Origin of the sequence: Dyadobacter fermentans DSM 18053 (genome assembly GCF_000023125.1) — a bacterium.
In the GTDB taxonomy this organism is placed as follows: Bacteria; Bacteroidota; Bacteroidia; order Cytophagales; family Spirosomataceae; genus Dyadobacter; species Dyadobacter fermentans.
Window position 1 is genome coordinate 5,607,035 of sequence record NC_013037.1, and the last position, 25,877, is coordinate 5,632,911.

The 25,877-nt window shown below is 50.9% G+C and carries 27 protein-coding genes; 9 read left to right on the plus strand and 18 right to left on the minus strand.

What is annotated here, in order from left to right; all coding sequences use genetic code 11:
* Positions 1–10: 10 nt before the first annotated feature.
* The gene (locus DFER_RS23130; protein ID WP_015814084.1) at positions 11–1,162 is read right to left on the minus strand and encodes an efflux RND transporter periplasmic adaptor subunit; all 1,152 of its coding nucleotides are present in this window, start codon (positions 1,160–1,162) and stop codon (positions 11–13) included.
* A gap of 185 nt (positions 1,163–1,347) precedes the next feature.
* On the minus strand, positions 1,348–1,767 hold the full coding sequence (locus DFER_RS23135; protein ID WP_015814085.1) for a hypothetical protein: 420 nt from the start codon (positions 1,765–1,767) through the stop codon (positions 1,348–1,350).
* A 340-nt stretch (positions 1,768–2,107) separates the two neighbouring features.
* Between DFER_RS23135 and DFER_RS29325 the strand changes: the two genes are divergently transcribed.
* Both DFER_RS29325 and DFER_RS23145 read left to right on the plus strand, forming a co-directional pair.
* Positions 2,108–3,151, plus strand: a complete 1,044-nt coding sequence (locus DFER_RS29325; protein ID WP_015814086.1) for a GNAT family N-acetyltransferase — start codon at positions 2,108–2,110, stop codon at positions 3,149–3,151.
* A gap of 46 nt (positions 3,152–3,197) precedes the next feature.
* Positions 3,198–3,815, plus strand: a complete 618-nt coding sequence (locus tag DFER_RS23145; RefSeq protein WP_015814087.1) for a YdeI/OmpD-associated family protein — start codon at positions 3,198–3,200, stop codon at positions 3,813–3,815.
* A 40-nt stretch (positions 3,816–3,855) separates the two neighbouring features.
* On the opposite strand, the gene DFER_RS23150 is transcribed toward DFER_RS23145, so the two are convergent.
* The 7 genes from DFER_RS23150 to DFER_RS23180 form a co-directional block, all read right to left on the minus strand.
* Positions 3,856–4,434, minus strand: coding sequence for an HmuY family protein (locus DFER_RS23150; protein ID WP_015814088.1), 579 nt, complete (start codon positions 4,432–4,434; stop codon positions 3,856–3,858).
* A 59-nt stretch (positions 4,435–4,493) separates the two neighbouring features.
* Positions 4,494–5,888 carry an HmuY family protein gene (locus DFER_RS23155; RefSeq protein ID WP_015814089.1) on the minus strand — a complete coding sequence of 465 codons (1,395 nt, stop codon included), beginning with the start codon at positions 5,886–5,888 and terminating at the stop codon, positions 4,494–4,496.
* 35 nt (positions 5,889–5,923) lie between these two features.
* Positions 5,924–7,990, minus strand: coding sequence for a TonB-dependent receptor plug domain-containing protein (locus DFER_RS23160; protein WP_229206091.1), 2,067 nt, complete (start codon positions 7,988–7,990; stop codon positions 5,924–5,926).
* A gap of 123 nt (positions 7,991–8,113) precedes the next feature.
* Positions 8,114–8,647, minus strand: a complete 534-nt coding sequence (locus DFER_RS23165) for a YceI family protein (RefSeq protein ID WP_015814091.1) — start codon at positions 8,645–8,647, stop codon at positions 8,114–8,116.
* Between the two features lie 23 nt (positions 8,648–8,670).
* Positions 8,671–9,009 (minus strand): avidin-fold protein, encoded by a 339-nt coding sequence (locus DFER_RS23170; RefSeq protein ID WP_015814092.1) that lies wholly within the window; start codon positions 9,007–9,009, stop codon positions 8,671–8,673.
* 52 nt (positions 9,010–9,061) lie between these two features.
* A complete protein-coding gene (locus DFER_RS23175) occupies positions 9,062–9,448 on the minus strand; it encodes a VOC family protein (protein ID WP_015814093.1) in 387 nt (128 codons plus the stop codon).
* A gap of 68 nt (positions 9,449–9,516) precedes the next feature.
* Positions 9,517–10,326 carry a helix-turn-helix transcriptional regulator gene (locus tag DFER_RS23180; RefSeq protein ID WP_143828790.1) on the minus strand — a complete coding sequence of 270 codons (810 nt, stop codon included), beginning with the start codon at positions 10,324–10,326 and terminating at the stop codon, positions 9,517–9,519.
* Positions 10,327–10,584: 258 nt separating this feature from the next.
* On the opposite strand from DFER_RS23180, the gene DFER_RS23185 reads away from it, so the two are divergent.
* Positions 10,585–11,439 (plus strand): cupin-like domain-containing protein, encoded by an 855-nt coding sequence (locus DFER_RS23185; RefSeq protein WP_015814095.1) that lies wholly within the window; start codon positions 10,585–10,587, stop codon positions 11,437–11,439.
* A 94-nt stretch (positions 11,440–11,533) separates the two neighbouring features.
* Positions 11,534–13,552: an excinuclease ABC subunit UvrB gene (gene uvrB / locus DFER_RS23190; protein WP_015814096.1), complete on the plus strand. Its 2,019-nt coding sequence runs from the start codon at positions 11,534–11,536 to the stop codon at positions 13,550–13,552.
* On the opposite strand, the gene DFER_RS23195 is transcribed toward uvrB, so the two are convergent.
* The 3 genes from DFER_RS23195 to DFER_RS23205 all read right to left on the minus strand — a co-directional run bounded on the left by DFER_RS23195 (position 13,549) and on the right by DFER_RS23205 (position 14,678).
* Positions 13,549–13,851: a type II toxin-antitoxin system RelE/ParE family toxin gene (locus DFER_RS23195; RefSeq protein ID WP_015814097.1), complete on the minus strand. Its 303-nt coding sequence runs from the start codon at positions 13,849–13,851 to the stop codon at positions 13,549–13,551. The genes uvrB and DFER_RS23195 overlap by 4 nt on opposite strands.
* Positions 13,838–14,053 (minus strand): hypothetical protein, encoded by a 216-nt coding sequence (locus DFER_RS23200; RefSeq protein WP_015814098.1) that lies wholly within the window; start codon positions 14,051–14,053, stop codon positions 13,838–13,840. The genes DFER_RS23195 and DFER_RS23200 overlap by 14 nt, the downstream gene beginning before the upstream one ends.
* Positions 14,054–14,144: 91 nt before the next feature.
* Positions 14,145–14,678 carry a 5' nucleotidase, NT5C type gene (locus tag DFER_RS23205; RefSeq protein WP_015814099.1) on the minus strand — a complete coding sequence of 178 codons (534 nt, stop codon included), beginning with the start codon at positions 14,676–14,678 and terminating at the stop codon, positions 14,145–14,147.
* 114 nt (positions 14,679–14,792) lie between these two features.
* Between DFER_RS23205 and DFER_RS23210 the strand changes: the two genes are divergently transcribed.
* A complete protein-coding gene (locus DFER_RS23210) occupies positions 14,793–15,542 on the plus strand; it encodes a DeoR/GlpR family DNA-binding transcription regulator (RefSeq protein WP_041736635.1) in 750 nt (249 codons plus the stop codon).
* Positions 15,543–15,556: 14 nt separating this feature from the next.
* Here the strand turns inward: DFER_RS23210 and DFER_RS30200 are convergent, their stop codons facing one another.
* The 5 genes from DFER_RS30200 to ileS form a co-directional block, all read right to left on the minus strand.
* Complete coding sequence (locus DFER_RS30200; protein ID WP_187293402.1) at positions 15,557–15,706, minus strand: hypothetical protein; 150 nt, start codon at positions 15,704–15,706, stop codon at positions 15,557–15,559.
* Between the two features lie 487 nt (positions 15,707–16,193).
* A complete protein-coding gene (locus DFER_RS23215; RefSeq protein ID WP_015814103.1) occupies positions 16,194–16,973 on the minus strand; it encodes a 3-hydroxyacyl-CoA dehydrogenase in 780 nt (259 codons plus the stop codon).
* A gap of 6 nt (positions 16,974–16,979) precedes the next feature.
* Entirely contained in the window at positions 16,980–17,153 is a 174-nt protein-coding gene (locus tag DFER_RS30205; RefSeq protein ID WP_015814104.1) for a hypothetical protein, read from the minus strand.
* A 30-nt stretch (positions 17,154–17,183) separates the two neighbouring features.
* Positions 17,184–17,624, minus strand: a complete 441-nt coding sequence (locus DFER_RS29330) for a DUF6934 family protein (RefSeq protein WP_015814105.1) — start codon at positions 17,622–17,624, stop codon at positions 17,184–17,186.
* The gene (gene ileS / locus DFER_RS23225; RefSeq protein ID WP_015814106.1) at positions 17,624–21,055 is read right to left on the minus strand and encodes an isoleucine--tRNA ligase; all 3,432 of its coding nucleotides are present in this window, start codon (positions 21,053–21,055) and stop codon (positions 17,624–17,626) included. Before ileS ends, DFER_RS29330 begins: the two co-directional genes overlap by 1 nt.
* A gap of 177 nt (positions 21,056–21,232) precedes the next feature.
* Between ileS and can the strand changes: the two genes are divergently transcribed.
* Positions 21,233–21,862, plus strand: coding sequence for a carbonate dehydratase (gene can, locus DFER_RS23230; protein WP_015814107.1), 630 nt, complete (start codon positions 21,233–21,235; stop codon positions 21,860–21,862).
* Positions 21,863–22,064: 202 nt separating this feature from the next.
* Complete coding sequence (locus tag DFER_RS23235) at positions 22,065–23,222, plus strand: PepSY-associated TM helix domain-containing protein (protein WP_015814108.1); 1,158 nt, start codon at positions 22,065–22,067, stop codon at positions 23,220–23,222.
* A gap of 29 nt (positions 23,223–23,251) precedes the next feature.
* On the opposite strand, the gene DFER_RS23240 is transcribed toward DFER_RS23235, so the two are convergent.
* Positions 23,252–24,079 (minus strand): glycoside hydrolase family 16 protein, encoded by an 828-nt coding sequence (locus tag DFER_RS23240; protein ID WP_015814109.1) that lies wholly within the window; start codon positions 24,077–24,079, stop codon positions 23,252–23,254.
* 130 nt (positions 24,080–24,209) lie between these two features.
* Between DFER_RS23240 and DFER_RS23245 the strand changes: the two genes are divergently transcribed.
* Positions 24,210–25,223, plus strand: coding sequence for a bile acid:sodium symporter family protein (locus DFER_RS23245; RefSeq protein WP_015814110.1), 1,014 nt, complete (start codon positions 24,210–24,212; stop codon positions 25,221–25,223).
* A gap of 3 nt (positions 25,224–25,226) precedes the next feature.
* Positions 25,227–25,850, plus strand: coding sequence for a DUF4230 domain-containing protein (locus tag DFER_RS23250; protein ID WP_015814111.1), 624 nt, complete (start codon positions 25,227–25,229; stop codon positions 25,848–25,850).
* Positions 25,851–25,877 lie beyond the last annotated feature (27 nt).

The following is a 25,877-nucleotide window of genomic DNA, read 5'->3' on the forward strand; positions in this document are numbered from 1 at the left end:
AGAACAAATGCTACCGCGAGGTAAGCTCGATTTTTTCGGTCGGTACGTCGGTGCTGTCAACCGTTACATTCTTGGGATTGATGGTAGCACCATCCCGCAATGATTGAAGACCTTCGTAAACGATCGTTTCTCCGGGTTCGAGGCCCGATTTCACCACGTAAAAAGTAGATAGCCGCGACTGCGGTACGAAACTGCGGGTTTTGACCTTATTGTCTTTGCCCAATACATACACAAAGTTCTTATCCTGAATCTCGAACGCCGCTTTCTGCGGGATCAGGATTGCATTTTCCACCGTGTTGGTCAGGCGGATCGTTCCGGTTGAACCGTGTTTCAGCAGTTTTTCAGGGTTCGAAAAGCGTGCGCGGAATGCGATGGAGCCTGTTCCTTCGTCGAATGCACCTTCCATGGTTTCAATGGTTCCTTTGTGTTTGAAAAAGGAGCCATCTGCAAGTTCAAGCTCTACGACCGCGTTTTTAGTGGCCGCATTTCCTCTTGTTTTAATGTATTCCAGGTATTCGTTTTCAGAAACATTGAAATAAGCATACACCGTTTTGGTGTCCGACAGCGTCGTGAGCAATGTTCCTTCGTCGATGAGGCTGCCCATTTTGTGCGGAAGACGGTCGACGACGCCGTCGAAAGGCGCGCGGATTACCGTGTAAGCGAGCTGAATAGCCGCATTCGATTTCTCGGATTTGGCTTCCTCTATTTTCGCATTGGCCGCTGCGAGCTTGGCCTGCGCCACGTCGAGTTCGGTTTTGGAAACGACATTTTTATCAACCAGTAATTTCACCCGCTTCACTTCCAGCTCGGCACCTTTGGCTTCGGCAATGGCGCTTTGCAGGTTCGCTTTGGCCTTGGCGAGTTGCGCTTCGTATTCTTCGTTATTGATCCGGAAGAGCGTCTGGCCTTTTTTTACCTCCTTACCTTCATCCACATATATTTCTTCGAGGTATCCCTTCACGCGGGCATAGATCTCTACGTTCCGCACGGCATGGATGTCGCCCACGTACTCGCGGTGCAATGAGGTTTTTTGGGGCCTGAGTTCCGTTACGGGGATGGTCGGAACACTGTCTTTCGACTCCGATAGCGTCTCACTTTTGGAAGCGCAGCCGTATGCGAAAACGCTTATGAGCAAAAGGAGCGGCCATTTTAAATTTTTCATGATGATGCGTTTGTATAAAATTGGTTGGCGGTAATGCAAGAGAATAGGAATAGCCCTTTGACTGTCCCGAAGGGCAGCAAAGGAATAGCAGTAATGTCCGGAATGAGCCCGCGTGTGCACGAATGCACGGCATGGCTGTCCGTCAGCTATAAAAATTGGGGATTAAAAGAACGCTTGCGGCGAGTTCAAAATGGGCAGAGCCGATGGAGAAAGCTGTAATAATCAGGCAGCGTGGTTTCTCCATTACTCACGGGAAGTAGTTGTACGGATTCCCTGACAACTTTGGGAATTCTGGTAATCTCATATTGCGGCACCGCCTGGGAAACCAGCGTGAGGAACCGGTAAGTGGAATGCCGGTGGCTCAGCAGATCGGATAGTGTTTCCTTCCATTCGACCTCATCGGCCCGGACGATCGTTTCGTTTTTGCAGATCGTGTCGTCGATTAACACAATATCACCCGTGCCCGACCGATCTTCGACGGCAAAGGGCGAAAACGCCTCCGTTCCGATGTCAATCTTGCACGCGAAAGCCCTGTGCTGCCCGAAAAGCAGCGAAAAAGCAAATTGCGTTAGCCAGAAAAACAATACAAAAGTTCTTTTTGTCATGATGCTGATAGCAATCAGTTCATTAAAAAATTCATACTTTTATAATGAATCCAAGAATGAATGGAACTATAAAAACGGAAATGTGATACAATCGGGCAATAGTTCAAATATAACGTTTCAAATGTAGATTGCAAACCTTATTGAATGTTAATGAACGTTAACACAATTGCCATCACATTGAAACTCAAAAAATTATGCCGGTGAATTGTAATCAAAAAAACCGTTTGATGTTTCATCCGTGACAATCGGAAAGTGTAGTTTTCGAATGGCTGCATCTGTCTGATAAAAAATGTATCTTTAAACTGGCCTCATCCCGGGGAGAAAACGCAACGATGCAGCCATGGCCGTGCTACCTATCCATACCGAACATTTTGTACTCACGAAGATGACGGCCGGAGACGGTGACAAGTATTTTCGGCTCAGCAATAATGCCAATGTCATGAAATTCGTGACCGGCTACTCGCTCACCCGCGAGGAGTCGGACCAGATGCTGGCAGGCTTCCTGGCCGAGCACGGCGCAGATACTTACCTGGGCAGGTATCTGATCGAGGACAGGTTTTCCGGCGAGCTGATCGGCGCGGCCAAGCTCGATAAGGTTGGGGCGGCGATCGAGATCGGGTATCGGGTAATGGAGGAATTCTGGGGGCGGGGCGTGGCTACGGAGATTGCCAGCGGGCTGATCCGGTTTTCGAAGCATGTGCTCAAAGCCCGCGATGTGATCGCGTTTGTGAATGTCAATAACGCAGCGTCCATCAGGGTGCTGGAAAAGGCCGGTATGATCAATACCGAGACGATAGAAGATCTTGACGAAGTCAAGTACAGGTTTAATTATTCACCCAAAAATACCTCTTCTATGAAAAAAGTGCTCTACGTTGTACTGGGACTCATTGCGCTGGTCCTCATTGCCGCTTTCATTTTGCCCAAAGAGTATGCCGTCGAACGGGACATTACGATCGCCAGGCCGAAAGCGCAGGTTTTTGAATATGTGAAATCGCTGAGAAAGCAAAACGACTGGAGTGTATGGGCGCGCCGCGATCCCAATATGCGCCAGAACTTTTCCGGGACGGACGGAACGGTCGGGTTCGTTTCGATGTGGGAGGGGAACGATGAAGTAGGGAAAGGAGAGCAGGAAATCACGAGGATCGACGAGGGCAAAAGGGTGGATACCCAGCTGCGGTTTCTGAAACCGTTCGAGAGCACCAGCGATGCCTACATCCTTACCGAGGCCATTGATTCGACGTCTACCCGCGTTCGCTGGGGTTTTACAGGCAAAATGCCGATTCCGATGAACCTGATGCTTCCGATCATGAATATCGAAGAAGCAATCGGGAAGGATTTCCAGGATGGGCTGACCAATCTGAAAGGAATACTCGAAAAACAATGAGGAAACCATCCGGCACGCCGCCCGGATTGGAACAATACCGCAACTTATGAATAGCCACGACACGAGGATTGACGCTTACATTGTCCAGTCCGCCAGCTTTGCCATTCCCATTCTCGAATACCTGCGCGCGCTCGTGCACGAGACCTGCCCGGAAACGAAAGAAACCATGAAATGGAGTTTCCCGCATTTTGAGTACAAAGGAAATATCCTGTGCAGCATGGCGTCGTTCAAGCAGCATTGCGCATTCGGTTTCTGGCTGGAATCGCGACTCACCGATCCGCATAACCTGCTCGCCGCCAATGGCGAACGGGTAGGAATGGGAAGCCTGGGTAAAATTGCCAGCCTGGACGACCTGCCGGAAGAGCACCATCTCAAAGGTTTCATCCTCGAAGCCATGCGGCTGATCGACAACGGTGTGAAACTGAAAAAAGAAAACAAGCCCGGTGAACCGAAAGAATTGACCGTTCCCCGTTACCTCACCGAAGCGCTGGCAGCAAATGCACCCGCCGGGAAGGTTTTTGAAGGTTTTAGTTATTCCAATAAAAAAGAATATGTGGAATGGCTTGAAGATGCCAAAACGGAAACGACCCGTGAAAAAAGGCTGGGGCAGGCCCTGGAATGGATTGCGGAAGGGAAAGTGCGCAACTGGAAATATGTGAAGTAACAATGCAACTCCGGATCATAAAAATCCGGAGTTGCCTGCATTAAAACTGGCCGTCTGCTCCGGCAATTGTATATCTGAAAGTGTAGTAGCTCGATTTTTCCGTAGGCACATCTTCCGGCGCGCCTTTGTAATAGCTGATGATTTCCAGTTTGGCAATTTTGCCCTCAGCCGTTTTGACGAGCAATGTCCGGCCGGGGATGGGCAGGATCGCATGCACGCTCATATCATACTTATACCACGAGTTGCCGCTCCCGCCGGGAATGGCGAAACCCGCGTCGCCATCGGTTTTGTAGCCGTCTTTCGGCGCTTCGCTTACCTGGTCAAATGGTTTTTCCAATACAATGGCGCCGCCTTCGCCCGGGCCGCTCGTGCCGCCGTTGGTTGCGATGGTCGTCTTGCTGAATGCGATGTCCCAGTTTTTGGTCTTCGCGTCGCCGGGCGCAACTTCTTTCCCGGTAGCCAGGCTGAAATACACGTAGGATTTCGTGTTGGCATTCAAGTCTTTAATGACCGTAATTTCTGGTTTTGCTGCCACGATGGTCTTTCCTGTGGTTATTTCGGGTACTTCGGGGGCCACTGCCCACGCGAATGCCGCGATGATGATCTTTGTCAATAGCATATTTACAGTGTTTAGCACAAACGGCCACCTGTCAGGCAGCCGTTTGAAAAAATTGATACCTAGGCCCCTTTTTTAACGAGCTTGTATTCGAGTTTCGGCTTGCCGCGTTCGCCGCTGTCATCCGCGTGGAAGCTGATGAACCGCAGCTTATAAATGTTTCCGGCCGTATCCTTGATGAGGTAGAAACGGTCGGTTTTAACGCCGATCGGTCCACCAGAAGTCACGCGCCATTTGGAACCGATCGCATCGGCTGCCTTGCTGAATGTAATGCCGGTGAGGTTGGTTTCAGCAAATGCGTCGTAGGTGGCGGTGGTGGTAAGTACTTCGGCCGCCTCCACATTCGCGAGGTTGTTGGTAAACACGAGGTCGGAGAAGCCGTAAGGGATCAGCCCCGTCCCAAAATTGGTAAAGTACATGCTGTAACCCCATCTCAGGTCCCAGCGATCTTTGGCAGGTTCCACATTTACCGTCGCGCCTTTTTCAAGTGAAATGAACTCGAAATTGAATGCTGCGTCCTTGTTGACATCCAATGTCTTAAATGTAGTCTCATTCACTTTGGCATATTGCAAAGTATAGCCGCTTCCTTTGCGAAGGACGCGGATCTTGTAAAGATCTGCCGCGGGCAGTACATCCCTCGATCCGCCTTTGCGGTTCAAAATATACACCTTGTTGTCAGCGTCAGTAGCCGAAACCGCCGCGATGGCCGTTTTGGTGATGTCGCCCGCCGCATTGTCTACGAGCGAAAGCTTGCCCGCGCCCTGGCCCACAGCCAGCGAATCGGACACGAAATCCTTGTCGGAAACGGCATTAATGTCCGTTTTGGTGGTTGCCAATGCCGATGCGCCGTTTGTTCCGTTGATCGTCACGCGGAAGTCCTCTCCGTTGAAGAACCCAAGGTCCCAGCTGTTACGCAGGACGGGCGTCTGCACGTTGCTGCTCAGGTCGAGGAACACCGCGTTGGCTGCACTGCTTCCCGGTTCTTTGTCGGCGATGCCGTTCAATTGAATGCTGGTACCTTCGGAAACGATCGCCTTGAAGCTCAGTTTCAGGGCAGAATTTGTCCCTACCAGCACCGGGCTTCCCACCGATGCGATTTTGAATGCAATGCTTTCGTCGCCATCCAGCAGCACGCCTGCTTTTTTGGCTACCTTAAAAGAAACAGACGATTGCCCGGCCGGTACTGTTAATGCGATGGCGTTGTTGGCCGCTGCGGGCGTGGTCGTGAATTCCATGCCGTAAGTCAGCTGCGCAGGCGTGAGCGATACCGAGATGGGCGTAGCGGCGTCTACCGCTCTGGACAGCGCGATCTTGATTTCGGTTTCCTCACCTTCAAAACCCTTTTCGGTGCTTTCAAAAGCGGCCAGGTTATCCGGTAAAGGCGGTTCGTCGTCACTGCACGCGTTGAATGTTCCCAGGAAAGCAACCAGTAATAGTGACCGGACTATTTTCTTCATAGTTAATTGGAGTTATAATGAAAGGGTATTGATTGTTAATGCTTTGTCCATTGAAAACTAAGGCCGAGGAAATACGAACGGCCGAAAGACATTGGTACCGGGCCGCCTGTGCTGTGCGCCCCGCCGGTATCGATGGATGTGTTCCGGAGGTTGGTCACGTCGAACAGGTTTTTCACACCGCCCAGCAGGTTGATCGTCTTCCCGAGCGTCTTGCTGAGCGTGAGGTCGGCCATGTGGAAGCCAGCGGTTTCGGCCAGGTGTACGGTCACCAGATCGACGCTCTGGTAAACCGGGCGCTTGCCGGAGTATTTGTAGAACAGGTTAATGCTCGCACCGGCTTTTTTGAATGTGTAAAGCAGGTTGGTATTGATCTCGGCAGACCACACAAACTCGGGCAGCGAGCCGAAGTCCGAATCCGAAAACTCGTTGTAACGACCGATGTAAGTCGCGCCGAGCGTCGCTTGTAAATTTTTCCAGAAGAGCTTGTTATCCAGCGTGATACCGGTTGTTTTGTTCAAATGCACATTCATGTAAGTCGTCTGGGAGGCGTCGTTCGGGTCGGTGGCGAAGTCGATCATGTCGTGAAATACGTTGTAAAATCCGCCGAGCGTGGAGCTGATGCTCAGGCCCTCGCGGCGGGTAGCCTGCCATACGAGAAATGCGTTGTAACTGTTGGAGTACTCCGCTTTCAGGTTCACATTACCGTTAATGGAGTGCGAGGAGTCGTGAAAGTCGAAATACAGCTCACGCAATGCAGGCGAGCGAAATCCCCGCGCATAACCGAAACGGAAGTCGAGCGACTTGCCGAGCGTAATCTTACCGTTTATCGACGGGATCGCCGGCGGCGCGTCGTAAATCGAGTTTTTCAGGAAACGCAAACCCGGCGTGAGCTTGAAGAAATTGCCCAGGCGGATTTCAGGAGCTACAAATAAGGCATATTCGTTGATCGTGGGCGTGGCAAGAATGCGCGCACCCGATGCATTGTTGTTCGAATAATCGATTCCCGCCAGCAACGAAAGATAGTCAGTGGCCTTGTAGAATGCCGTTCCGCGGAAAAATCCGGTGGTGAAGACCGATTTATCCTGCGAGCCCGGTTCGAGTGACAGTGTCCGGCGGCCGGAGGAATCGAGGTTGGTACTTAATGTGCGGCGGGAGTAATCGGTGTAGGAGCCCACGGCGGTCAGATTTAGCTTGTCGCTGACCTTGATTTCCGATTGCAGCTGATGAAACCAGCGTTTGGTAATGTAATCCTTATCAGCTGCTTCGCCGACGGTATTCAGGTCGCCAAGAAATTGGATTGTCTCGTCGGTGCCGTTGAAACGGTACCACAGGTTCCATTTCTTTCCCGAAAAGCGCGCGCCGGTGGTGTAAAGCATCTGCTCTTTGGGCAGCCACGCTTTGGCCCGGCCGGTTGCGCCGCCCTGCCAGCCTCCGAAATTGTTTCGGGTTACATTGCCTGAAAGTTGCAGTTGCCCGGCCTGCCACACGATCCCCAGGCCCTGGTTATGAGTTCCTTTTTTGGTAAAAGGGTCATATTCGCCTCCCGCCGTTTCCTCCTGTAACCGCGCATTGACCGTCAGCGACGAGCCGTCGGTGCCTTTTTTGGTGATGATGTTGATTACGCCCGCCAGCGCATCGGTGCCGTACATGACCGACATCGGCCCTTCCACGATTTCAACGCGCTCGATCGTGTTGATATCGATCTGCCCAAGGCTCTCGCGCGTGCTGCCCCGGTCGACCATCGGAATGCCGTCGAGCAGGATCTTAACGCCCTGGCCCGACATTCCCATGAGCTGAATGTCGCTCGTGCCGAGGGTCAAATCGTTTGAAAACCGTATTCCAAGCTCTGTGTTGAGGATCGTTTGCAGGTTGGTAGCACCACGCAGCCGAATTCGTTCGCTATCGATCGTGCGCACCTGGTATACCGAGTTGCGCAGCGACTGCGGCTCTGACTGGCCGGTGATGACCACCTCGTTCAGCGCGCGCGAGCTGTCCATGGGTGTGGATTGTGCGGTAGAAGGTGTAAAAGCTCCGCTGACCTCCTGCGCCATCAGTCGGCTGATTGTCAGCAAAATCAGGGAGACGGTAAAGTAATATTTCACGGAGGATTTAATTTAGACTAATTATAATCGCAAATGAAAAGATTATTTAGACTAATTACAATTACACTAAAATAAATTTTTTGTGATTGACGGAAGAGCGTCTTCGGTCACAGGCGGGAAATGCTACCGGATGGTCGCTTGCAGCATTACGGTAACGATGTCTTTTAGTTTCCAGTCCTTCTCGCCGATCCGGTAGTCCAGCCGGTTGACTTCGAAGGTGCTGGTGAGTGAATAGGTGCCGTCGGCATTCCTGGCGGCGGCGAAGGGAAGCGTCACGTTTTTCGCCACGTCGCGCATGGTCAATGTGCCTGTTGCCTGGTATTTGTCGCCCTTTTTCTCGACTTTGGAAGATTTGAAACGGATATCGGGATACTTCTCGACCCAGAAGTATTTGTCACTTTTCATATCCTTATCCCGCGAATTGTTGTTCGTTTTGAATGTGCTGGCAGCGATTTTCAGGTCAAACGACGCATTTTCCGGGTTCTTTTCATTAAAAACCGCCTCACCGCGCGGTGCATCGAATGTGCCGTTGCAAGTGCCCAGAATGAATTTGACGCTGAATTTCGTAGAGCCTGAAACGATTTTAGAGGTTTGTGCGGACACACCGCCAGCCATTGCGAGCGTGAGCCATAATGCGGGGAGGAGCCGGGTGCGCATTTCGGTCGTGTTTTAAATGAATATCAGAGTTCTTCGAGCAACGATTCACCTTCCGACTGGTCGCCGGATGTCCATTGCCATTTCTCATGCATACGGATTTTGCCGTTCGGGAGTTGCTCGGGCGTGGATTTGCAAATGCCGGTGGTGATTTCGCCCTTATCGTTTACCTGGTGGTAGCGCATGTCGAGATTGCCCTGCTCGTCCACGAGCGCAATGAGGTGTCCCGCACGGATGCGACCGCCCGAGTAGGTGGATGTGACGATGTTGCCGGTTTGCTGATACACGAATCGCATGGAAAGATCCACTTCGCCGTTTTCAGAATTGGACAATGGGACGAATACTTTGTTGTTATAGTTGATCATCGTAAAAAGCAGTCTTAATGCGCTAAATATAGGCATTAAGACTGCTTTTTGATCAAAGGACGGACGTAATCCACCAGGTATTTCCGCAAGGATCGGCCACTCCGCAGCTGCGGCCATAGTCCTGGTCGGCGGGCGGCATCACGCTCGTTCCGCCGGCGTCGAGTGCTTTTTGGTAGGTATCGTCGGCATTATCGACATACACAAACAGGTTGGCAGGCTGTGCGGGCCATTCGGGGCGACTGTCGCAAAACATGATGGTGCTGTCGCCGATCCGCACCTCCGAATGTCGGATTTGCTCCGGATGATCCTCCTGGTATTGCGTGGCGCCGATCGTGCCACCGAAAACGGTGGTGGTGAAGTCTCTGAATTTCGGCGCACCGTCCAGCATCAGGTAAGGCATGATGGTCTGATGGCCGTTTGGGATTTTTGTTGTGCTCATGAATTTTTTGCTTTTGGTTTAAACAAAAGTAGACCGGCAGTGAACCTTGAAATTGGAAAAATACGACATCATACATCCCGATAACCCATGCCTTCCGCTTCGCCGGAAAAGTAGGTTTTGGGATGCTCGCCCGAGAATGCCTTGAAATCATGAATGAAATGCGACTGGTCGTAATAGCCGCATTCGTAGGCAATTTCGGTCAGCGATTTTTCCTTGTTGCCGTATTCGTTCAGCGCCGAGTGGAAGCGGATGATCCGGCTGAACAGTTTGGGACTAAATCCCGAAAACGCCAGAAACTTCCGTTCGAACTGACGAGTAGAGAGAAAACTTTGTGCCGCAAGATCAGGAATCCGCGCAAGGCCGTTGGAGCGGATCACACTGCCGATCACTGAGAACACGGCCGGTTCGTGCACGTCGCGACTGCGGATACATTTCCTCAGAAAATCCGAAATGATTCCGACGCGCCGGGCGTGGTCGCCGGCCAGCATGACGCGTTCTTCGAGCTCGGCGCCTTCCCGGCCGAGGAAAGTCGTGAGGTCGGGCATTTGGTTGCTGAGTTCCGCCGCCGAAATGCCGAACAGCGCCGGTATGGCGTAGGGGTACAAATAAACGCCCATTATTCCGAAGTCCTGCCCGATCACAAACCGGCGGAAGGATCGCGACTGCCCGTGAATGCCGGAACGGAATGAGCGCTCGGTTTCGTTACTTCGGAGGATTTCGTCGAACACCCCTTTGAAATGAAATACCATTTCTGCGCAGCCGTCGGCCATGGTCCGGTGGAAGTAGGGTTCGCTGTCGGCAAGGTCGTGTTCGAGCACCCAGAAAAAGCGGACGTACCGGGCCAGATCGGCAGAAGGCGGGATCGTAAAGTATTTCATGGCAGCCATTGGTGGTGAAGCGCTGTCTAAAATAAAGGATTGAATGCAAAAAGATCAGTGTCAGGAATAATATTAATAAACTATTAACCCTATCTGGCTTGAAGAGATACTTTTATTATGTTCAGTGAAATTTATATTTTTGAAATCTCTTTAATACATTTGAACGGCGTACGGACCTCTTAAAAAGATGCTTGTTCGCTGCGAGGGGGCGACCCCGGCAGTATAATAACTAGTTGATTACCTACTCAATTTCTTGCTATGAAATTAGTGCCGATAGAAAAGCGCACCGGACTTACGCGCGAAGAATTCATCGAAAATTATCTAAAACCAAGTCGCCCGGTCGTTTTTACCGACCTGGCAAAGGATTGGCCGGCTGTTCAGAAATGGACTTTTGACTGGCTCCGCGAGAACCACGGAAACCTGGATGTGCCTCTGGTGGACAACCACATTCACGACGCTGACAAGTATTTCCAGATCGCCAAAACCATGAAATTCGGCGATTACCTGAGCCTGATCGAGAAAGGCCCGACCGATCTGCGCATTTTTCTTTTCGATATTTTCAAGAAAATCCCTGAACTCGCGGACGACATCCGGTTCCCGACGATCATGGACGGCTTCCTGAAATCTTACAAATTTGTATTTTTCGGAGGAGAAGGTTCGATCACCAACCTGCATTACGATATGGACTGCTCGAACGTGTTCCTAACGCAGTTCCAGACCCGCAAACAGGTGATTTTGTTCTCTCCCGAAGAAAGCCGCCGATTGTATCACCACCCGTTCACGGTGATGAGCAAGGTAAATCCGATTGACCCGGATTATGAAAAATTCCCGGCATTGAAAGGCGCCACCGGCTATGAAACGATCCTTTATCATGGCGAAACGATCTTTATTCCTTCGCTTTGGTGGCATTATATCCGTTATGTGGATGGCGGTTTCAGCCTTGCATTGCGTGCCAACAACTCCATTTTCACAGCGGTGAAGGGCGGTATGAACCTCGTTCGTCACCAGTTTGTGGATAAAAGCATGACCAAGCTGCTCGGTCTCGACTGGCAGCATTGGAAAGAAAAGAAAGCCGTTGAAAACGCACAAGGGCTTTTGCAGAAGCAGGCCTGAGTAAATCGTGCAGGTTAACGATCCGTGAAACGCATTTTGAAGAAACTAATCTATCTTTGAAATGCGTTTCTCTGGTATTGCCTTACGACCTGTTATGAACTTCGAACTCACTTCAGAATACCAGCCGACGGGCGATCAGCCGGAGGCCATCAACCAACTAATACAAGGAATTGAAAACGGAGAACCTGCCCAGACGCTTCTGGGTGTGACGGGCTCCGGGAAAACATTTACGGTGGCCAATGTGGTGGCGAAAGTTAACAAACCCACTTTGGTCCTGAGCCACAACAAAACGCTGGCCGCCCAGCTCTACGGCGAATTCAAGCAATTCTTCCCCGGCAACGCTGTCGAGTATTTCATCAGCTACTACGATTACTACCAGCCGGAAGCATTCATTTCCAGCACCAATACCTACATTGAGAAGGACCTGATGATCAATCAGGAGATCGAGAAGCTCCGGCTCCATACGGTGTCGTCGCTCATGAGCGGGCGCCGGGATGTGATCGTGGTGGCGTCGGTATCGTGCATTTATGGTGCAGGTAACCCGCTGGAATACAAAAAGAGCATTGTGAGCGCCAAATTAGGGGACGTTGTGCCCCGTAACCAGTTTTTGTTCAGGCTGGTGGAGATCCTTTACAGTCGTACCGAAGTGGAGTTCAACCGAGGGACGTTCCGGGTGAAAGGCGACACCGTCGATGTGTTCCCGGGTTACGCGGATTTTGCCTATCGGTTCATCTTTTTTGGGGATGAAATAGAGGAAATTCAGCGTATTGAGCCCGAAACGGGGAAAAAGATTTCTTCCGAAAAAGCCATTGCCATATTTCCTGCCAACCTTTTCGTTACAGGGCGCGATGTACTGAACCAGTCCATCAAGGAGATCCAGGACGATTTGCAGATGCAGATCAAATACTTCATCGGCGAGGGCCGGCTGGCGGAGGCGGAGCGGGTGAAAGAGCGTACCGAATTTGATATGGAAATGATGCGCGAGCTTGGCTATTGCTCTGGTATTGAGAACTATTCAAGGTATTTTGACCGGCGGATGCCCGGCCAGCGGCCATTTTGCCTGCTGGATTATTTCCCGGAAGACTTCCTGATGGTGGTCGATGAAAGCCACGTGACGATGCCGCAGATCCGCGCGATGTGGGGCGGCGACCGCTCGCGCAAAGAGGCTTTGGTGGAATACGGGTTCCGGTTGCCGTCGGCGTTGGACAACCGGCCGCTGACCTTCCAGGAGTTCGAAGACATGACGCCGCAAACCATTTTCGTGAGCGCTACGCCTGCTGATTATGAATTACGCAAATCGGAAGGGGTTGTGGTGGAGCAGATTATCCGCCCGACTGGCTTGCTTGACCCTGAAATTGAAGTCAGGCCAAGCCTGAACCAGATTGACGACTTGCTGGAAGAAATTACCGAGCGAATCAAGCTCGGCGATCGCATCCTGGTCACAACCTTGACAAAACGGATGGCCGAAGAACTCAGCAAATACCTCGACCGTGTGGGTATCAAATGCCGTTACATTCATTCGGAAGTGAAGGCGCTGGACCGCGTGGAAATCCTCAGGGAGCTTCGATTGGGCATCTTCGACGTGCTGGTGGGCGTAAACCTGCTGCGCGAGGGCCTCGACTTACCCGAAGTATCACTCGTAGCCATTATGGATGCCGACAAGGAAGGCTTCCTGCGCGACACCCGCTCGATGATCCAGACGATCGGCCGCGCCGCGCGAAACGACCGCGGAAAGGTAATTATGTACGCCGATACCATTACCGGCTCGATGCAGCTCGCGATCGACGAAACGAACCGTCGCCGGAGCATTCAAATGGACTACAACCTGGCCAATGGCATCACGCCGAAAACCGTGCGCAAATCCAAAGAGGCCATTATGGAGCAAACCTCCGTGGCCGATTCCAAGGTCCGGAAAGTGTACGTCGAGCCCGAAGAAGTCCGCATCGCCGCCGATCCGGTCGTTCAGTACATGGGCAAAACCGACCTGCAAAAACTCATCGCCGAAACCCAGCGCAAAATGGAATCCGCCGCCAAAGATCTCGACTTCTTGGAAGCTGCGAGGTTGCGGGATGAATTGTTGCAGTTAAAGGCGCGGGTGCAGGAGCAGGGCTAGGTATAAAACTTTTTAGGATTGCGGCTGGTGTGAAAGATAGAGACAACGTGAATGATGCGTTTCTCTTCCATGGTCCGATAAGCGACAACAAACGGAAAAACCGGCAGTGGTGCAAAACGGAAAACCCGACCATATCTTTGGGCGAACTTGTACGGATTGTCCGCAACAGAATTCAAGCAGCCTGATATTTCTGCGATAAATCTGTTGCCTAAGCCGGTTTTTCGTTTTTCATACCATTCGTATGCTTCTTGAAGCTCGATTTCAGCAGTTTGCAGAATGAGAATATTATATTGAGCCAAAGTCTTTTTTTATGTCGTTCCAAGGGCGTGCTGATAACTCACCGTCCTCGAATGCAGCTAACCTTTTGACGAGCTCATCTAATCCTTCGCCACACAGCTTGAAATCTTTTTGCAGGGTGCTATCAGCCTCATTTGTATTGGTCTTTTCAATATCCTTGACAAGATCGGCGAGCTGCTCCTGGGAAAGTTGTTGCGTATCCATAAGATGGTGATTAAGCTCCAAGATAGTTGGCGAAACTACATAAAGTTACTAAAAAATACGCGAACTAACCGGTTGGATGATCAGCCGGCAATTACACAAGTTCCGAAGTGAGCAGCTCCAACACCTCTTCCCAACTATTCACCCGCGTATGCTTATCAATTCCCCTGTTATGCCCGGCGGTGAACAGAATAGGCTTGCCTTTATGAAAATCCAGGTTTTTTAAATGATCGTCAATGAGATAGTCGGTGTTGATCACGCTTTTGTCGCCGCAGAAAATGATATTTCGCCAGGTGATGCTTGGGAAATGCTCGGCTAGCCAGTCGTACTTTTCGGGCAGGGAGTTGGGGAATTCCATAGCGGCCGACACGATGTACACTTCGTAGTTTTCCTGTAATTTGATAATTGCTTCCTGTGCGCCGGGCATTACAGGCGCGTTGCGGAAGAACCCTGGTTTGTAGAGCAGGCTCCGGGCCGCCAGCGGGTCGGGAAAGGCCTGGTCTTCCGGGATGCCATGCATTGCCTCCTTCGTGACCGTTACGCCAAAAGCCTCGGCATACCAGTTGATCCAATTCGCTTCAATGTCGACGATGACATTGTCCATATCTACCGCAATCGTCTTTTTCATGATGAGTTAAATTCTATTTGCAATTATTTGCAACAAATGTAATCCATTGGTGCAATATTTTGCAATATTAAATTTAAAATGTTTGTTAAATTTGCAAGCATTAATCGGGATACCATGTTAAAAGAAGAGCGATTTCAGATCATACTGAATCAGTTAGGGCACGAACAGAAAGTCTATCTGGGGCATTTGAGTACACTTTTGAATGTCTCGGAGGATACCGTGAGGAGGGATATCAAGGAGCTGGCGGACCAGGGACTGCTGAAATCGGTGCGGGGAGGAGCTGTGCCGCATTCCCCCGGGCCGCACCATTTCCGTGACCGGATGAAGTATGACAATGAACAGAAGCAAATTATCGCAACAAAAACGCTGCCGTTTCTCAAAGACGGCCAGGTGGTCATTTTCGACGGGGGTACATCTGCTTTGCTCATCGCTCAGATGCTACCCAAGGATCTCAAACTAACCGTCATTACGAACAGTTTTCCCATTGCCTCCATTCTGGAAGAGCACGAGCACGTGGATGTGCTTTTTGCCGGCGGCCGTTTGTTGAAGGATTCTTTCGTTACCATTGGCAATGATTGCATTCAGTTTTTCAAGAAGTTCAGGGCGGATATTTGCCTGCTCGGTATTTGCAGCATCCACGCGGACCTGGGTGTAACAGGCCCCGATTTTGAAGAAAGTGAAGTAAAACGCACGATGATCGAATCTTCCAAAGAGGTAATCGCCCTGGCGACGACCGAAAAGCTGGGCACAGCGGAAGCCTATTATGTTTGTCCGACGGAACGTTTATCGACGATCATCACCGACAAGGAGCCTGAAAGCAGCGCATTCGATATTTACAGAAAACTGGGGATCAGCATGGCCTGACCCCCGGGATTTCGTTATTTTTTGGTAGTTTCTTCAATTTTAAAAAAAGTGTCGTCAATGCTCTTCGAATCGTGGTTGATTGCATTCGAAAACCCGAGCATAAACGAGATCGCGATCCGCAGAAGCCATTTCCGCAGAAAGAAAAGCGTTCGTTTGATTCCCATTATCCATTCGGTTTATGTCAAGAAGCGTTGGGGCGGGCATAGCACGGCCCGTATGTGCTTTGGCGCACCGTTACAAGGCATCGGCGAAATGCAGAATGCCGGTTAGGAATGGAAAATGAATAGATCGTCGCAGGCATGCGTGCGGCTGCGGAAATGCTGGTTTTGTATATGAAAGCGGCTAAGCGTAGGACGAAAGCTGAATGCCGGATTGTTACCGGCCGCATTGCTTAGCGAGGTTGAAAGGCATTTAAAAATGTGCAATTGTACATTCCTGAAATGAGCAGATTGCGTTTTTTGATTATCAGAGGGTGTAGAATGTTTAAAACTGAAAAGCTCCCGACTACCATAATGTTGGCGCTCGGATACCTGCTCAACGCGGTAACGATCAACTGGGACAGCGTCTCGGAAATGCAGGACGCTGACGGACAGCACCGTCAGAAACAGCCATTTCAATAAATAATGTCCTCTCATAACCGCATTGTTTTAACTATTTGGGAGCCATCCGGATTGCTCCGTCCAAGCGGATCACCTCGCCGTTCAGCATCGGGTTTTCCACAATAGATTTGGCCAGTAATGCATATTCAGAAGGCTTTCCCAGCCGGGATGGAAATGGAATCTGCTGCCCCAATGAAGCGCGCGCTTCTTCGGGCAGGCCCATGAGCAGCGGCGTTTCGAACAGCCCCGGCGCAATCGCCATCACCCGAATGCCGGATTTCGCGAGGTCTCGCGCCACCGGCAGCGTCATACTCACAATGCCGCCTTTGCTGGCAGCATAGGCAACCTGGCCCATTTGGCCGTCATAAGCCGCTACGGAAGCCGTATTAATGATCACACCACGCTCACCTTCCGCATTCGGCTCGTTCTTTTCCATCGCAAAAGCCGCCAGTCGCATCACATTAAATGTGCCCATCAGGTTAATGCGGATGGTTTTTTCAAAAAGCTCAAAAGCATGCGGCCCATAAATGCCATCCGCTTTCCCCACGATCTTTCGCGCCGGCGCGATGCCCGCACAGTTCACCACAATCTGAATGCTGCCAAAAGTTAGCAATGCAGCATCCAAAGCGAGTTGGACTTCGCTTTCGCTGGTAACGTCGGTTTTGATGAATTTGATTTGATCCGGGAATTGGCTTTCCAGTGCCTGTCCGGCTGCTTCGTTGAGGTCAAGGATGACCACTTTTGACCCTTGACTTACAAATAATCGCGCAGTCGCTTCGCCAAGGCCGGAGGCGCCTCCGGTGATGAGGGATGTGGAGGTAGATAGTTGCATAGGAAGCTATTCCCCTCTTAACAGATGCTCGGGAATGGGGCTTTCTTCGAGTATTTTGCGTGCCCGCTCGATTTTTGCTTTTACCAGCGGATGGTTGGATAAATCTGGCAAAGAATTATCGATTGTCTTGCAAGGCGATAAGTTTGCAGGAATATGTAGTTTCTTTTCCAGGACTTTCATTTTTCCACTAGCTTGTTTTTACTAATCTAGTTACTTTCTTGCTATCAAAAAACTTTCATAGGATTGATTTGGTTCAAAAACACGCCATCTTGCGTGTTGATAGCCCAATATGATGAGTTGACGCTTGACGTCATCTCCAATCTTATTAATGGCAATTTGGTAGAGACGGTTTCTTGAACGACTATTACCAGTGATAATAATATTGCTTTTTGGAAATTGGGAAAGATGATCCAAAACCACAGCCAGCACCGTTGCAAGGACTTCCGGCATGTCACCGTTGTCTGTGATTGAATCATCAACATAATCTTGCGTTACCGGATCAAAATCCAGCAACGCAAGATTGTATATACCAGGTGCCATCTGGGCGAGTTCTATCGCTTTGTCAATGGTGCCGCGCTTACCCACACTTTGGAACTTAAAGTGACCGGTCGCCTCATTGGCTGTGTATGGATAAGCCTGATATTGCTTCATCAGCCAACCACCTCAATCTTCACCTTCAACAAAAACTCATCCATCTCAATTTCCGTCGCTTCGCCATTCAGGTCGCCTACGAGGTTGAGGTCCAGGGCTTGTACTTCCTGGCAGATGTAATCTTTGTTGGCGGTTACTGCGCTGGCGAGCAGGCCGTCGTTGTTTTGTAAGGTAATGCGGATCTTGTCAGTCACTTCGAAGCCGCTGTCCTTGCGCAGGTTCTGCACGCGGTTCACGAAATCGCGGGCGATGCCTTCAAGGCGCAGGTCTTCGGTCACGGTGATGTCGAGGGCGACCGTAAGGCCGTTTTCACTCGCTACGAGCCATCCTGGCACGTCTTCTGCGATGATTTCCACATCGGTCAATGCGATTTCGATCGGGCCGCTGGCTGCGGTGAGCGTAATGGCGCTGCTGGCTTCGATTTCGCGGATCTGCGTTTCGTCCATCGCGGAAATGGCGGCCGCTACCTCCTTCATTTTCGGTCCAAATTTCGGGCCGAGCGTTTTGAAGTTAGGTTTGATTTTCTTTTTCAGAATACCGCTGTCGTCGTGCACGAACTCGATGTTTTTCACATTTACCTCGGAAAGGATAATGTAAGCCACCTGCTCGATCTGACGCTTGGTTTTGTCACTCAAAACCGGGATCAGGATTTTGGACAATGGCTGACGGACTTTCAGCTTATGCCCCTTCCGGATCGAGTGAACAAGTGAGCTGATACGCTGCGCGAGCTCCATTGCCTCTTCCAGATCGGTATCCACCACTTCCGCCTCGATTTTTGGCCAGTAAGTCAAATGCACTGAGTCATATTTAAATGGCGCATTGTGCTGGATCGAAGCTTCGCGGTCGCTGTCTGTCAGGTTTTTGTATAACCATTCACCGAAGAACGGCGCAATGGGCGACATGAGTTGTGAAACAGTTACCAAACAATGGTGCAAAGTCTCATAAGCAGCCGCTTTATCCTCTGTCAGGCCAGCGCCTTGTTCAGCCGAGGGATTCCAGAAACGGCGGCGGTTGAGGCGGATGTACCAGTTGGAAAGCTGGTCTGTCACGAAATCCTGCACGAGGCGGCCCGCTTTGGTGGGGTTGTAGTCGTCGAATTGCTCACCTACTTCCTTAATCAATGTATTCAGTTTGGACAAAATCCACCGGTCGAGCTCGGTGCGCTTTTCGATCGGCACGGAGTTCGCTTCGTGGAACTCGTAACCATCGAGATTGGCATACAATGCAAAGAAATTATAAGTATTCACAAGCGTTCCGAAGAACTTGCGCTGCACTTCTCCGATGCCGTCGATGTTAAATTTCAGGTTATCCCAAGGCTCTGCATTGGTGATCATGTACCAGCGCGTCGCGTCCGGGCCGTACTGCGCCAATGTCGCAAACGGGTCCACCGCATTGCCAAGGCGTTTCGACATTTTGTTGCCATTCTTGTCGAGCACCAAACCAGTTGAAACTACATTTTTGAATGCAACAGAATCAAACAGCATTCCTGCAATGGCGTGCAATGTGAAGAACCAGCCGCGGGTTTGGTCTACACCTTCCGAAATAAAATCGGCAGGATAAGCCTTGTCGAAGATTTCCTGGTTTTCAAACGGGTAATGCCATTGCGCATAAGGCATCGCGCCAGAGTCGAACCATACGTCGATCAGGTCTGGTTCGCGGTGCATGATGTGGCCGGTTTTACCTATCAATACTACATCATCCACGTACGGACGGTGCAGGTCGTAGTCGCCATGTTCCAGTTTTTGCAGGTATTCCGAGTTGTGCAATGCCTGCTCGCGGGTGAGGTGACCGGAGATAATGGCCTCTTCAAGCAAATCTTTCAGCTCTTCGATAGACCCAACGCACACTTCATCACCGTAATCGTTCCGCCAGATCGGCAGCGGCGTTCCCCAGTAGCGCGAGCGCGAGAGGTTCCAGTCCACCAGGTTTTCGAGCCAGTTGCCGAAGCGGCCGGTACCGGTGCTTTCGGGTTTCCAGTTGATGCTTTTGTTGAGCTCTACCAAACGGTCCTTTACCGCTGTGGTGCGTATAAACCAGCTATCCAGCGGATAGTAAAGCACCGGCTTGTCGGTACGCCAGCAATGCGGGTACGGGTGCTCGTATTTTTCTACTTTAAATGCCTTGCCTTCTTCTTTGAGCTTAATAGCGATGAGCACGTCGGTAGGGCGGAACTCGGGATCTTCCTGCTCGGCCTGCGAGTAGTATTCAGGTTTTACAAAACGGCCTGCATAATCCGTGATCTCTTTTACAAATCGTCCCTGGCGATCTACAATCGGCACTTCTTTGCCAATTTCGTCCTTCACCATGATGGCCGGGATGCCGTTTGCCTGCGCTACCCGGAAGTCGTCCGCACCGAAAGTAGGGGAGGTGTGCACCACGCCGGTACCGTCTTCGGTGGTCACAAAGTCGCCGAGGATTACTCGGAATGCGGGTGTTTCTGGCTGAATGTAAGGAAGCAGCTGCTCATACTCAATGCCTTCCAGGTCTTTGCCTTTGAACTCATTTACGACAGTCCACGGAAGCACCTTTTTGTCGCTGGCCGCATAGCCGTCGAAATCGCCGTCGTGGCCTTTTTCGGAGAAATATTTACCTACCAGATCCTTTGCGAGCACTACCTGTACCGGCTCATGCGTGTAAGGATTGAAGGTTTTTACCAATACATAATCAATATTGCCGCCCACGGTGAGCGCGGAGTTCGCGGGAAGCGTCCACGGCGTGGTGGTCCAGGCGAGAATGCGGATGTCCTCATCTGCGGAAACGGCCAATGCAGGCCATTTCGCCGCTTCTTTCACCTTGAACATCGCCACGATGGTCGTGTCCTTCACGTCTTTGTACGTCCCGGGCATGTTCAGCTCGTGTGACGAAAGACCCGTTCCAGCCGCCGGTGAATAAGGCTGGATTGTGTAGCCTTTGTATAGCAAGCCTTTGTCATACAGCTTTTTAAGCAGGTTCCAGAGGCTTTCAATGTATTCGCTTTTGTAGGTAATGTAAGGATCGTCGAGATCGACCCAATAGCCCATTTTTTCGGTCAGGTCATTCCATTGGTCGGTGAATTTCATCACCGTCTGGCGGCATTTTTCGTTGTAATCCGCTACCGAGATCTTCTTACCGATATCGTCCTTGATAATGCCGAGTTCCTTCTCCACTTGCAGCTCCACCGGCAATCCGTGCGTGTCCCAGCCGCCCTTGCGCTTCACCTGGAAGCCTTGCAGCGTTTTATACCGACAGAAAATATCCTTGATCGCCCGGGCCATTACGTGGTGAATGCCCGGCGTTCCGTTTGCCGACGGCGGCCCTTCGAAAAATGTGAAAGTCGGCGCGCCCTCGCGGGTTTCAACCGACGCTTCAAAGATCCTTTTGTCCTTCCAGAATTTCAGTACTTCGTCACCGATTTGCGGGTAACTCAGATTTTTATACTCGTTGTATTTCATATAAGTAGTAGCGTCCGGCACTCGCCGTGGCCGATCAATGTAAATAGCACTATTTATAACCCTCTCCGGATTTTAAGAGTGCAAAATTACGATTTTTTTTCCGCTAAAAGGATGTGCGCTTTTGAATGAATCTGGGAGAGATTGTATTATTTTGGTACTTCAACCATCAATCATAAAATGGAACTCATTAACCGTCTGCTTACCGCCAACAAATCCTGGGCAGCCAGCCAGCTTGAAGTTGACGAAACATATTTTGAGAATCTGGCCAAGGACCAGAAGCCGGATTTCCTCTGGATCGGATGCTCGGACAGCCGCGTGCCGGCCGAAGACCTGACGGGCTCGCAACCAGGCGAAATGTTCGTGCACCGCAACGTCGCCAACCTGGTGGTGCATACCGATATGAACATGCTCAGCGTGCTGCAATATGCCGTGGAGGTGTTGAAAGTGAGGCATATACTTGTAGTGGGCCACTACCAATGTGGCGGCGTGAAGGCCTCGATGATGCACAAAGACCTCGGGCTGATCAACCGCTGGCTCCATAATATCAAGGATGTATACGACAAAAATGCCGCTGAACTCGACGCCATCGAAGAAGAGAAAAAGCGCTTCGACCGCCTCGTGGAGCTCAATGTGATCCAGCAAGTGCAGAATCTCGCTCAAACGAGCATTGTCCAGGGCGCATGGCATCAGGGCCAGGAGCTGCATTTGCACGGCTGGGTATTCGGCCTGCACGACGGCCAGCTGAAAACCCTCGCCCACATGCCGCCGACCACGAAAGTCGAAGGGATTTATCGGTATGATTTTTAGTAATTAGCGCATATGCGTGAAATGTCAGTCTGAGCGGAGTCGAAGACAGTCCATACGGTATATTGTACCGCGGTGCAGATGCTTCGACCGCCCGGCGACCCGGTCCGCTCAGCATGACATCCGCCCTTTTTGGTAGTTTAAACCGATCCCATTATCTTCACAGTCTTAAATAAGTCTAAATAAGATAAATAGGGGCGGATCGATGAAAAAACTGATTGGAAAACTGCACTTGTACCTGGGGCTTGTCTCGGGGATTATGGTGTTTATTATTTCGATCACGGGGTGTATCCTGGCTTTCGAGCAGGAAATTAAAAGCATTACGCAGCCCTATATGTTCGTGAACGGCCCCACCGGCGGGAAGGTGCTGCCGCCTTCGGAGCTGGCCGAAATTGCCAAAAAGGCACTGCCCGGCAAGGTGGCCAAAGGTGTGCTTTACGACACGCCCGACCGCAATGCGCAAGTCGGATTTTACAACCTTGATCCTGAATATTATTACGTCGTTTACCTCAACCAGTACACCGGAAAAGTGGAGCATATCTGGAACGAGGACGACGATTTCTTCCATTTTATCCTCCACGGGCACTATTACCTGTGGCTCCCTGAAAAATACGGCCAAACCGTCGTGGCATCGGCGACGCTCGTTTTCCTGTTCATGATGATCAGCGGGATGGTGCTTTGGTGGCCCAGGAACAAATCGGCGGCCAAACAGCGGTTTTCGATCAAATGGAATGCTGCCTGGCGCCGTAAAAACTACGACCTGCACAATGTCCTTGGCTTTTACATGATGTCCATCGGCGTGGTTTTGGCGGTTACCGGGCTCGTTTGGGGCTTTCAGTGGTTTTCGCAGGGGCTCTACACGGCCACCGGCGGTGAAGGCTCGGATATGTACTATAATCCCGTTTCCGACACCGTTTCAACTGCCCGGGTAGCCGGACCGATGCAAGCCGTGGACAAGGCATGGTATCAGTTGCAGAATGAATATCCTAAATATTCAACTCTCAATATTTCCTTCCCAACCGAGAAAGCGGAGTCGATTTTCTCTTATGTAAACTTCCGCGAAGGCACCTATTACAATGTCGATTATAACTATTTTGATCAGTACTCTGTCAAAAAAATCGATGCAACGGGCCCCTATACCGGTAAATACAGCGAGGCGAATTTTGCCAATAAGCTGCGCCGCATGAACTACGACATTCACACGGGTGCCATTCTTGGGCTGCCGGGCAAAATCCTGATGTTTTTCGCCAGCCTGGTTTGCGCATCGCTGCCCGTAACTGGTTTCGTAATCTGGTGGGGCCGACGCAAAAAAGCGCCTAAAAAGGTGAGAAGGAGTGTGCCCGCTATGAAACCCGCGATTTAAACTCCCGCGACCACCGGAGCTCCCGGGCATTATTGCTTTTGATACACCCTCACATAATCCACTTCAAAGCGGGCGGGAAATTCTGTATTGGATAAATCGCCGCCATTATCGCCGCCTAGCGCCATGCCTAGCAGAATGTAATGCGGCTGCTTGAATGGGGTAATGTTCTTGTTTTTGGCATTAACGGCTTTGGCCTGATCCTCCGACGCCAGCAGCTCATCGTCCACATATATTTGGATGGAATTTTCGTCCCAATCCATTCGCCAGACGTGGAATTTGGACGACCAGTCCGGGTCTTTGGAAGTCGAAACCTGCTTTTTGTTGGTATTCCAAACCGGCTTATAACGCTCGTTGGAGCCCCAGGCGAGGTTAGCGAGCAGCATTCCCCGGTAAAACTCCATGATATCGATTTCGCCGTTATCCGGCCATTCGCCCTTCTCGCCGAGCGTCCAGAATGCCGGCCAGATGCCCGAGCGCGTGTCGATTTTAGCCCGCATTTCGAAACGGCCGTATTGAAAGCTCTTTTTGCCGCGGGTAATGATGCTGGCAGACGTGTATTCGGCATACTCGCGGCTTTCCTTCCAGTTGCTGCTGCCCGATTTGTAGTTCGGGTTTTTGACGCGCTCCTTTTTTGCTTCAATGATCAGGTAGCCGCCTTTGCAATAGGCATTGTCGCCCTGGTACCATTGGTCTTCGTGGTTTCGGGTGAAGCCTTTTTCAGGCTGCCACACATTCGGGTCGGGCACGCCGTCGTAGTCGAATTCGTCGGCCCATGCGAGCTTGTATTGCGCCGTTGCGGGCGCCAGGGATATGAGTGCCATCAGGATGGAGAGGAGTATTTTGTCAGGATTTGCCATGGAAAGTGAGGTGTTGTTGGAAAGAATTGACACTATTAATCGCCGTGTTGGGTTTTATTTCTGAGAGTTTTCCTTTTTCTTGTAAACAACAGTTTGCGGCATTTTACTGCGGGCCGCATCGTTTTTTAATATGCGTAAATTTATTGATACTGCTAAAAAAGCCGGTCTGGACGGTTTTATGCTCGCACTACTCAGCATGATCCTCCTCGCCTGGCTCTGGCCTGCACCCGGTATGCAGGACAGCCCGCTGCACCTTTCCACCGTTTCGACCTACGCCGTTTCGCTGATATTCTTCTTCTACGGCCTGCGCCTCAGCCCCGAAAAACTCAAAGCCGGGCTGGTCAACTGGCGCCTGCATGTGATGGTGCATTTGTCGACATTCGTACTTTTTCCCGTGCTGGCGCTGGCATTCAGGCCCTTTTTTCACAGCGCCGAGGGCCAAAATATGTGGCTGGCGATATTTTTCCTAACCGTGCTGCCGTCCACCGTGTCATCATCGGTGGTAATGGTGTCCATCGCCCGCGGCAACATTCCGGCGGCGATATTCAACGCGAGCATTTCGAGCCTGATCGGCGTTTTCATCACGCCGTTGTGGATGGGACTGGTGCTCGATGCCGGCCCCGGCCATTTTGATTTGCTTTCGGTAGTCGGAAAACTCGCATTGCAAGTATTATTGCCGGTATTCGCCGGGATCGTGCTCAACAAACGCTGGGGGCATTTCGCGGAAACCAACAAAAAGTACATCCGTTATTTCGACCAGTCGTCGATTTTGCTGATCGTTTACACTTCTTTTTGCGAATCGTTCGGAGAGCACCTGTTCGATTCGCTTGGAATAAAAGAAATTGTATTTTTAGGGATAGGAATGCTCGCGCTGTTTTTCGGCATTTATTTCCTGCTCACGTTCATCAGCGGTTTGCTGCATTTCAGCCGCGAGGACAAGGTAACGGCGGTGTTTTGCGGTTCCAAAAAGTCGCTCGTGCAAGGTGCCGTAATGTCGAAAGTGCTGTTTGCAGGGCCGGAAGCGGGGCTAATGCTTCTGCCGATCATGCTTTATCACGCATTGCAGCTTATTGCGGCGAGTATCATCGCCCAGCGAATGGCCCGGGAAGGCGAGGCGGCGGAGGAAGTTGTACTTAAAAACTGATCTATGCGTATCATATCGTGGCTTGTGCGGCTGTTTGTGCTGATTTTGCTTTTGGCAGGGATTAATGCATTGTGGTCGGGTTTTAAAACCGGCAGCTGGATGCCCGGCTGGCTGGGCGGCGAGGATGAGGTGGAAACAATGCACACCGTGGTGTTGCAGGAAATCAGCTCGATGGGCAAGCTGGAAGTGGTGAAATACAACTTCAAGGATGTGGTGGAGCAGGAAATCGTGAAAATGTGGCTGCCCAACGCGAAAGCAATCCTGATCGTGCAGGGTGAAGCCATCGGCTGTGTGGATTTAACCAAAATCGCGATGGAGGATATTACTTCCGACGCCGAAACGCTGGTGATCAACATGCCCGAGCCTGAGCTTTGTGTTTTTAAGATAGATCACAGTAAATCAAAGGTTTACAATACTGAATACGCATTCGCAGATGAAGCGAAGCTGGTGCAGGAAGCCTATAAGCAGGCCGAAAAGCAGATCCAGAAATCGGCCCTCGACATGGGTATCCTCGACCAGACAAAGGAAAACGCCCGAAAAGTACTGACGCCGGTGCTCGAAAAGGCATCTGGCAAAAAGGTGATGATGAAGTTTCCGATGCATGCCAAAATTGAGAAGTTGCGATAATGTAAATGCGCTAAACCAACCCTTTCT